8 protein-coding genes are annotated in these 9,031 nt (G+C 71.0%); 6 read left to right on the top strand and 2 right to left on the bottom strand.

Going from position 1 to position 9,031, the window contains the following annotated elements; all coding sequences use genetic code 11:
• On the bottom strand, positions 1-1,592 hold a 1,592-nt coding region (locus I5G_RS22945), incomplete at its 3' end, for a DUF349 domain-containing protein (protein ID WP_036328772.1).
• Positions 1,593-1,674: 82 nt separating this feature from the next.
• On the bottom strand, positions 1,675-2,013 hold the full coding sequence (locus tag I5G_RS15815) for a hypothetical protein (protein WP_022879929.1): 339 nt from the start codon (positions 2,011-2,013) through the stop codon (positions 1,675-1,677).
• Between the two features lie 105 nt (positions 2,014-2,118).
• On the opposite strand from I5G_RS15815, the gene I5G_RS15810 reads away from it, so the two are divergent.
• The 6 genes from I5G_RS15810 (at position 2,119) to ruvX (ending at position 8,896) form a co-directional block, all read left to right on the top strand.
• Complete coding sequence (locus I5G_RS15810) at positions 2,119-3,489, top strand: replication-associated recombination protein A (protein ID WP_022879928.1); 1,371 nt, start codon at positions 2,119-2,121, stop codon at positions 3,487-3,489.
• A gap of 54 nt (positions 3,490-3,543) precedes the next feature.
• Positions 3,544-4,272: a DUF1361 domain-containing protein gene (locus I5G_RS15805; protein WP_036328766.1), complete on the top strand. Its 729-nt coding sequence runs from the start codon at positions 3,544-3,546 to the stop codon at positions 4,270-4,272.
• A gap of 156 nt (positions 4,273-4,428) precedes the next feature.
• On the top strand, positions 4,429-5,058 hold the full coding sequence (gene rpsD / locus I5G_RS15800; protein ID WP_022879926.1) for a 30S ribosomal protein S4: 630 nt from the start codon (positions 4,429-4,431) through the stop codon (positions 5,056-5,058).
• Between the two features lie 317 nt (positions 5,059-5,375).
• Positions 5,376-5,696: a hypothetical protein gene (locus I5G_RS15790; RefSeq protein WP_022879924.1), complete on the top strand. Its 321-nt coding sequence runs from the start codon at positions 5,376-5,378 to the stop codon at positions 5,694-5,696.
• Positions 5,697-5,756: 60 nt separating this feature from the next.
• Positions 5,757-8,426, top strand: a complete 2,670-nt coding sequence (gene alaS / locus I5G_RS15785) for an alanine--tRNA ligase (RefSeq protein WP_022879923.1) — start codon at positions 5,757-5,759, stop codon at positions 8,424-8,426.
• Positions 8,423-8,896: a Holliday junction resolvase RuvX gene (gene ruvX / locus I5G_RS15780; RefSeq protein WP_022879922.1), complete on the top strand. Its 474-nt coding sequence runs from the start codon at positions 8,423-8,425 to the stop codon at positions 8,894-8,896. Before alaS ends, ruvX begins: the two co-directional genes overlap by 4 nt.
• The last annotated feature ends 135 nt before the right edge of the window (positions 8,897-9,031 follow it).

The raw sequence follows: 9,031 nt of genomic DNA, 5'->3' as shown, positions 1-9,031 counted from the left end.
CGCTCGCCGCCGAGTGCGCGCAGCCAGGTGCGGCGCGCCTCGAGGGCCTCCGAGGCCTGGGCCGCGGCGCGCTTGTCGCCCTTGGCCTGCGCGGCGGCGAGTTCGGCCTCGAGCTTCTCGATCGCGTCGGTCAACTGACGCGTCATGTCGTTGGCGCGCGCCTTCTGCTCGGGGTCGTTGCGCTTCCAGTCGGCGTCCTCGCGGGCGCGGACGCTCTGCTCGATCTTGCGGAGCTCGTCGTCGAGCGTGCGCTCCTTGTCGCGCGGGAAGATTCGGCCGATCTCGTCCCACTGGCGCTGGATCGCGGTCAGTTTCTGACGCGCCGTCGCGAGGTTCTTCTCGTCGACGATCGGCGCGGCCTCGGCGAGGAGCGCGCGCTTCTGCTCGATCTTCTCCTTGGATGCCTCGGCATCCGCCGTCTCGCGCTCGATCCGCGCACCGTAGAGCGCGTCGCCCGCGGCCTTGAAGCGCGCCCAGAGGGCGTCGTCGACCTTGCGGCCGGCGCGACCGGAGGCCTTCCACTCGTCGAGCAGGTCGCGGTAGGCCGGGATGCCGTCCTCCCCGCGGGGCGCGAGAGCCTCGGCCCGCTCCACGAGACGCGTCTTGGCGTCGCGGGCGGACTTGTGGGTCTCGTCGAGCGCCGAGAAGAACTCGCGGCGGTGACGGTCGACCGTCGCGCGGGCGTCGCGGAAGCGACGCCACAGCTGCTGCGCGGTCGACTTCGGCAGACGCGGGCCGTTCTGCTGGTGGGCCTGCCACCGGTCGAACAGGGCCGACATGTCGGTGGTCATCTGCTTCCACTGCACCGACTGCGGGTCGCGGGCCGCGAGTGCCTCGGCCTGCTCGACGATTTCGGTGCGCTCGCGCACGGCGTCGTCCACGGCTTCCTTGGCCGCGGCGGCCTCGGTCTCGGTCGCCTCGGCCAGTTCGGCCGTCAGGGCGTCGAGTCGCTCGAGCAGCGCGGCGAGATCGCCCACAGCCGCAGCGCCGTCGACCTTCGCGCGGACGGTCGCGGCGGTGGAACGCAGGTCGGACGCCGATGCGCCGCCGCGTCGGTGACGCACTTCGAGGAGCGTGACCTCGCCCGCGAGGTCGGCGAACTTGCGTGTGTAGTACGCCAGGGCCTCGTCGGGCGTGCCGTCGGGGTACTGCCCGACGACGCGCCACTCGGCACCCTCGCGCACCGAGACGGTGCCGTCCTCGTCGACACGACCCCACGGCTCCACGGGAGCGGCGACGCGGGCACCCGGACGCGGGCCGGGACGAGGACCGGGGGCGGGCGTAGCCTTCGGGGCTGCCGCCGGGGCTTCGGGCTCCGCGGCCGCGGCGGGAGCCTCGGGCTCCTCGGCATCCGCAGCCGGAGCCTCGGGCTCCTCGGCCGGATCGATCGCTTCGGTGGAAGGAGCCTCCTCCGCCGCCGGAGCGTCGTCCGCGGCGGTCTCGGCCGCGGGCTCATCGGTCACGACAGCCGCATCCGCGGCGGTTTCGGCCGCCTCATCGGCGGGTGCCTCGACGGTCTCGTCGGGCGTCTCGACGTCGTCGGCGACGGCGGGCGTGGTGTCGGGGGAGTCGGAGGAGGGAAGGGAAGTCACGGGAAGCACCTCATCGCGGCAGGGCCGCCTGGGGGAGAAGGACGGTCCCGAGCCTAGTACGACGGATGCCGTCGCCACAGGTTCACGGCGTGGGCGAGGTGTCCGGGACGGGGGCCAGCGGGTCGGTGGACGGCGAATCGCTGTAACCCGGGTCGGGGAGCAGCGGGTCGATCGACGTGGAACTGGGCGCGGGGCTGTCGGTCGCCGTCGGCGCGGGCGCGGGGGCACCGGGGCCACTGACGAAGTACATGGTCTGCAGCGCGGCGGCACCGGCGATCACGACCAGGCCCACGACGAGGGCGAGGACGTTGTCGCGTCGGCGGCGCTGTCCCTGGCGACGGTGGATCTCCTGCCGGATCTGATACGCCCGCGCACGCTCGCGCTGCTCGCGGCTCTGCCGATCCTTGCCACCCGTCGCCACATCGACCTCTTCTCACCGTGCGGACCGCCCCGATCCTACGCATCGAGACGATGAGGCCACAAAGCCGCTCGATCCGGTGTCGGTGGTCGCGATTAGCCTGGGTCGGTGACCAGTGCTTCCGCCCTCTTCCAGGGCCAGACCCCGCTCGCGGTGCGGATGCGCCCGACGAGCCTCGACGAGGTCGCCGGCCAGGGTCACCTGCTGCGCCCCGGTTCGCCCCTGGTCACGCTCGCGGGCACCGACTCCTCGGCATCCGGTTCGGCCGTCTCGGTCATCCTGTGGGGGCCGCCGGGCACGGGCAAGACGACACTCGCGCAAGCCATCGCACGCTCGTCGGGGCGCCGGTTCGTCGAGCTGTCGGCGATCACCGCGGGGGTGAAGGACGTCCGCGAGGTCATGCAGGAGGCCCTCACCCAGCGCGACCTGTACGGCCAGTCGACGATCCTGTTCCTCGACGAGATCCACCGCTTCACGAAGGCGCAGCAGGATGCGCTCCTCCCGGGCGTCGAGAACGGGTGGGTGGTGCTCATCGCGGCGACGACTGAGAACCCGTCGTTCTCCGTCATCTCGCCGCTGCTGTCGCGTTCGCTCCTGCTCACGCTGCGGCCGCTCGGCGACGATGACCTCGGGGCGCTGGTGGACCGCGCGGTGACCGATCCACGGGGCCTGGCCGACGGCGTCGTGCTCAGCGACGAGGCACGTGCGGCTCTGGTGCGCCTGGCCTCCGGTGACGCCCGCCGTGCACTGACCGCCCTCGAAGCCGCGGCCTCCGTGGCCGCCGACGACGCCGCCCGCGACGACGACGAGCACGACGACGACACGGATGCCGACGACCTTCGCCCCGTCATCACCGGCGATCACATCGCGCAGGCCGTCGACCGCGCGCTGCTGCGCTACGACCGGCAGGGCGACGAGCACTACGACGTCATCAGCGCGTTCATCAAGTCGATCCGCGGCTCCGACGCGGATGCTGCTATCCATTACCTCGCGCGCATGATCGAGGCGGGTGAGGATCCGCGGTTCATCGCCCGGCGCCTGGTGATCTCGGCCGCGGAGGACATCGGTCTCGCCGACCCGCAGGCGCTGCAGATCGCGGTCGCCGCGGCGGATGCCGTCGCCTTCATCGGCATGCCGGAGGGGCGGATCCCGCTCGCCGAGGCCACCGTCTACCTCGCGACGACCGCGAAATCGAACGCCGCGTACAACGCGATCAACGCCGCGATCGCCGACGTCCGGGCCGGTGGCTTCGGCCGGGTGCCGATGCACCTGCGCGACGCCCACTATCCCGGCGCGAAACGCCTCGGGCACGGCAAGGGTTACAAGTACGCCCACGACAGCGACATCGGTATCGTCGCCCAGCAGTACCTGCCGGACGAATTGCGGGGGAAGCAGTACTACCAGCCGACGTCCCACGGGGCGGAACGCGAGGTCTCCGCACGGCTGGAGAAGATCCGCCGCATCCTCGACGGCGGGTGAATTCCGAGGCACTCGAGCGGGTCATGGGGCCGGCCCGTGCCACAGTCGGTGGCCGTGACCATCCTCCTCGCCGCCGCCGCCGTCCTGCTCCTCGATGTGTACGCCGTCGTGCTCGTCGTTCTTCGCGCGGTCGTCTACCGGGTGCGCCTCTACCGCCCGATGCTGCTGAACGTCGGCCTGTCCTTCGCGCCCGTCCCGCTGTCGCTGGCCGCAGGGATCGGGTTCACGCTGTTCGTCCACTACCGCAGCCATCCGCTTGAGTCCGCTTCCGTGCTCGAAGGCGTCCTCGCCGTGATGGCGCTCGCTGTGCCCACGTGTGCGTGGCTGCTCATGTTCCCCAATTCGGTGTACCTCATCACCGAACTGAACTTCAGTCATCGTGTCGAGGGCACCCCGGTTCCGCTCTGGTACGACATCGTCCAGACGCTCGCGCTGACGTTGTCGGGTATCGCGAACGCCATCCTCAGCCTGGCCGCGCTCCAGGTCTTCGTCATCGTCGGCCAGCAGAACGGTAACCAGCTCACCGTCGAGAGCTGGGTCTTCGCGGGCGTCGTCATCCTGCTCGGAGCCGTCGGGGTCTACCTCGGCCGGTACCTGCGTTTCAACAGTTGGGATGTGCGGCATCCGGCATCCATGGCGCGAAAGCTGTGGTCGCACCTGCGGGAGCGAGGCAAGCCGGTGGAGGCGGTCGGCTTCGTCATGACGCACGCGATACTGGTTGCGCTGCTGTACGTCCCGTTGTTCCTCCTCGCGTGGACCTCTCTGGTGGCAGCCGGCCTCTGATAACATGAACCGGTTCGAAACCGAGTTTTCGGGCATCCCCTCTCTTCTTCACCGACCTTCCGGCATGCCCCGGCGTGCAGTCCGGACAGGGCGAAGAGAGCGTGATACGTCCGTGAGCCGCGAAAGGCGCGGCCACGTCATCGGAAGGAGTACTTCGTGGCAACGAAGTCCCAGGACCGCCGCAAGGTCCGTCTGTCGCGCGCCCTCGGCGTCGCGCTCACCCCGAAGGCCGCCCGCTACCTCGAGAAGCGTCCCTACGCTCCCGGCGAGCACGGCCGCACCAAGCGCAAGGCCGACAGCGACTACGCCGTCCGTCTGCGTGAGAAGCAGCGTCTGCGCGAGCAGTACGGCATCCGCGAGAAGCAGCTGCGCATCGCGTTCAACGAGGCCCGCCGCACCGAGGGCCTGACCGGTGAGAACCTGGTCGAGCTCCTCGAGATGCGTCTGGACGCCCTGGTCGTTCGTTCGGGCTTCGCCCGCACCACCGCCCAGGCCCGTCAGCTCGTCGTGCACCGCCACATCCTGGTCGATGGCCAGCTCGTGGACCGCCCGTCCTTCCGCGTGAAGCCGGGTCAGCTCGTGCACGTCAAGCCCAAGAGCGAGGGCCTCGAGCCCTTCCAGGTCGCGGCCGCCGGCGGACACGCCGAGGTTCTGCCCCCCGTTCCGGGCTACCTCGAGGTCGACCTCTCGACGCTGCAGGCGCGCCTCGTGCGTCGCCCGAAGCGTGCCGAGGTGCCCGTCACGTGTGACGTGCAGCTCGTCGTCGAGTACTACGCCGCTCGCTGAGTCTCCGACTCACGAGCCGAAGGGCGCCGGGTTCTCCCGGCGCCCTTCGTTGTCTTCGGTCGCGGTCTCGCGCGGCCTGGCGTCGTTCTCGGTCGCGCTCTCGCGCGGCCTGGCGTCGTGTTGAGCGAGCACAACTCCGGCATCCTGGCGCCCCTCGGGCCGACGGCAGCCATCGCCCGCGTGCCTGCAGGAGTTGTGCCCGATCCGGGGGACGCCGAGGACCCGAGACTGGCCACCCGGAGGGACGGGATGCCAGGGGCGTGGCATCCATCCCTCCGGGCGCGCGCTCGCGCGACCCTGTCGCCTACGATGAAGGGATGCCGCGCCCGCGGCGCTCGCTCGAGGAAGAAGTGGTGATCGTGAGAAGCCTCGTCTGGTTCGTATTGGGCATCGCCGGAGGCTTCGTCGCCGCGCACCTGGTCAACAAGGACCCCCGCGGCCAGGAGCTCCTCGCCCAGGTCGACGCGCGCATCAGCGAGTTCGCCGACCGCATGAGCGTCGCGTACCACGAGCAGGAGACGCGACTCTCCGACATCCTCGACGACGCCAAGGGCGTCGCGGCCGCCGCCGTCGACGCGACCGCCGACGCCGCCGGCACGGTCGCCGACGCGGCGAAGAAGGCCGCCCCCACCGACTGACCTCCCGGCATCCCGCCCCGCTCGACGGGGCGGATCCGCACGCCCACGGAAAGACCCCACATGAAAACCGCCGAGATCGCTCAGCGCTTCCTCGACTACTTCGAGAAGAAGAACCACACCATCGTGCCGTCGGCCTCGCTCGTCACCGACGACCCGGCGCTCCTCTTCACCGTCGCCGGCATGGTGCCGTTCATCCCGTACCTGAGCGGCGTCGTGCCCCCGCCCTACCCCCGGGCCGCGGACGTGCAGAAGTGCATCCGCACGAACGACATCGAAGAGGTCGGCAAGACCCCGCGCCACGGCACCTTCTTCCAGATGCTGGGCAACTGGTCGTTCGGCGACTACTTCAAGGAAGACGCGATCCGCTACGCGTGGGAGTTGCTGACGACCCCGGATGCCGAGGGTGGCCTGGGCTTCGACCCGAAGGACCTGTGGGTCACGGTCTACGAGGAGGACGACGAGGCGCACGACCTGTGGCTGCGCCTCACCGACCTGCCCGAGGAGCGCATCCAGCGTCTCGGCAAGGACACCAACTACTGGTCCACCGGGCTGCCGGGCCCCGCGGGTCCGTGCTCCGAGATCTTCTTCGATCGGGGTCCCGCGTACGGCATCGACGGCGGACCGGCGACCGACGACGACCGCTACGTCGAGATCTGGAACCTCGTGTTCATGCAGTACGAGATCACGAACGTGCGGTCGAAGTACGACTTCGACATCGTCGGCGAGCTGCCGGCGAAGAACATCGACACCGGCATGGGCCTGGAGCGCATCGCGTTCATCAAGCAGGGCGTCGACAACATGTACGAGACCGACCAGGTGCGCCCGGTCCTCGACCTCGCGGCGAAGCTCGCGGGCAAGTCGTACGGCGCCGAGTCGCACGAGGACGACGTGCGCCTGCGCATCGTCGCCGACCACGTCCGCTCGTCGCTCATGCTCCTGGCCGACGGCGTCACCCCGTCGAACGAGGGCCGCGGCTACATCCTCCGCCGCATCATGCGCCGCGCGATCCGTTCGATGCGTCTGCTCGGCGTCGAGGGACCGACGTTCCCCGAGCTGTTCGCCGCCTCGCGCGACGCGATGAAGGAGTCGTACCCCGAGGTCGCGACCGACTACCCGCGCCTGTCGGCGTACGCGATCGCCGAGGAGCAGACGTTCCTCCGCACGCTCGCGGCGGGCTCCGCGATCCTCGACCAGTCCGTGGCGGATGCCAAGCAGGGCGGCGCCACGACGCTGTCGGGCTCCGAGGCGTTCCTGCTCCACGACACGTACGGCTTCCCGATCGACCTCACCCTCGAGATCGCCGAGGAAGCGGGTCTCACGGTCGACCGCGGCGCGTTCGACACGCTCATGCAGGAGCAGCGCGCCCGCGCGAAGGCCGACGCCCGCTCCCGCAAGGGCGCGATCGCCGATCAGAGCGTGTACCGCGAGTTCCGTGCGCTCGGCGAGACGGTGTTCACCGGTTACACCGACCTCGAGACGGAGTCCAAGGTCCTCGGCATCCTGGTCGACGGCCGCAGCACCGACCGTGCGTCGCAGGGCCAGATCGCCGAGGTCGTCCTCGCCGAGACCGCGCTGTACGCCGAGTCCGGTGGCCAGGTGGCCGACAAGGGCGTCATCGTCGGCCCCGGCTACGAGCTCGAGGTGCTCGACGTGCAGCGTCCCGTGCCGGGCCTCATCAGCCACACGGTCGAGGTCACGAGCGGCGAGGTGTCGGTCGACGCCCCCGCGACGACGGTGGTCGACGCCCTCAACCGCCACTCGGCGCAGCAGGCGCACTCCGCCACGCACCTCGTGCACGCGGCGATCCGCGACACCCTCGGCAAGACGGCGACGCAGACCGGTTCGCTGAACCGCGCCGGCTACATGCGCTTCGACTTCAGCTGGGGCGCGGCGCTCTCGCCCGAGACCCGTACCGAGATCGAGGACATCGCCAACAACGCCGTCCGCGACAACCTCGAGGTCACCACGCGCGTGCTGTCGCTCGACGAGGCCAAGGCCGCGGGCGCGATGGCGCTGTTCGGCGAGAAGTACGGCGACACCGTTCGCATGGTCGACATCGGCGGTCCGTGGTCGCGCGAGCTCTGCGGTGGCACGCACGTCGCGCGCAGCGCCGAGATCGGCCTGGTCAACCTCGTCGGAGAGTCGTCGGTCGGCGCGTCGAACCGCCGCGTCGAGGCGCTCGTGGGGCTCGACGCGTTCCGCGACCTCGCCGCCGAACGCGCCATCGTGTCGCAGCTGACGACGTCGCTCAAGACCCCCCGCGAGCAGCTCACGACCCGCATCGCCGAACTCGCCGCGAGCCTCAAGGCCGCCGAGAAGAAGATCGCCGCGTTCGAGGCGCGGGCGCTCTCCGACCGCCTGCCACAGCTGGTGGAGTCCGCGGTCGCCGTGGGCACGGTCCGTGTCGTCGCGCAGTCGCTGGGGGAGGGCGCGTCGGCCGACGACGTGCGCTCGCTCGCGCTGCAGGTCCGCGACCGGCTCGGCTCCGACCCCGCGGTCGTCGCCCTCGGCAGTGTCGCGGGTGGCCGCGCGACGGTCGTCGTCGTGACGAACGACGCCGCGCGCGAGCGCGGCCTCGCCGCCGGCGCCCTGGCCAAGAGCGCGGCCGGAGTCCTCGGCGGTGGCGGCGGCGGACGTCCCGACGTCGCGCAGGGCGGCGGAACGGATGCCGCGGTCCTCCCGCAGGCGCTCGAGGGCATCGTCGCGGACGTGCGGGCGACCACCGCGTGACGGACTTCCGCCGAGGCATCCGGCTGGGGATCGACGTCGGACGCGCACGTGTCGGCGTCGCCCGGTCGGATCCCGACGGTCTGCTCGCGGTTCCCGTCGAGACCGTGCCGCGGAAGGGCGAGCCGGTGCGCCGCATCGTCGCCCTCGCGGAGGAGTACGAGGCGTTCGAGGTCCTGGTGGGTCTGCCGCTGAACCTGCGCGGCGAGGACACCCCGTCCACGACGGACGCCCGGGCCTTCGCCGGTCAGTTGGCGGCGGCGTTGAGCGTCCCCGTCCGACTCGTGGACGAACGGCTCAGCACCGTCTCCGCGCACGATGTGCTGCGGCAGGCCGGGCGTTCCCAGCGGGAGTCTCGTAGCATTGTGGACCAAGTCGCCGCTGTGGTGCTGCTGCAGCAGGCGCTCGACGTCGAGCGACGGTCCGGTGACCCGGCCGGACCCGCTGTAGCACCGGGACAGGAGCCCGCCTGACATGCCCGAAAACGACCCGTCCGACCCGTTCGCCGAGCTGTACGGCCGGCTTCCCGACCCTCGATCCGGAGCGACGGATGCCACGGCCCGCAGCGGCGCGACCGCCGGGGGCCCCGGGCCGGAGGCGCCCGCCGC

The sequence above is a fragment of the Microbacterium sp. B19 genome (assembly GCF_000333395.1).
Classification (GTDB): Bacteria; Actinomycetota; Actinomycetes; order Actinomycetales; family Microbacteriaceae; genus Microbacterium.
This window is presented reverse-complemented; position numbering and strand designations above follow the sequence as displayed.

Excerpts from the sequence above, each read along its gene's own strand:
- alaS (WP_022879923.1), top strand. The coding sequence starts at position 5,757 with ATGAAAACCGCCGAGATCGCTCAGCGCTTCCTCGACTACTTCGAGAAG.
- I5G_RS15790 (WP_022879924.1), top strand. The coding sequence starts at position 5,376 with ATGCCGCGCCCGCGGCGCTCGCTCGAGGAAGAAGTGGTGATCGTGAGA.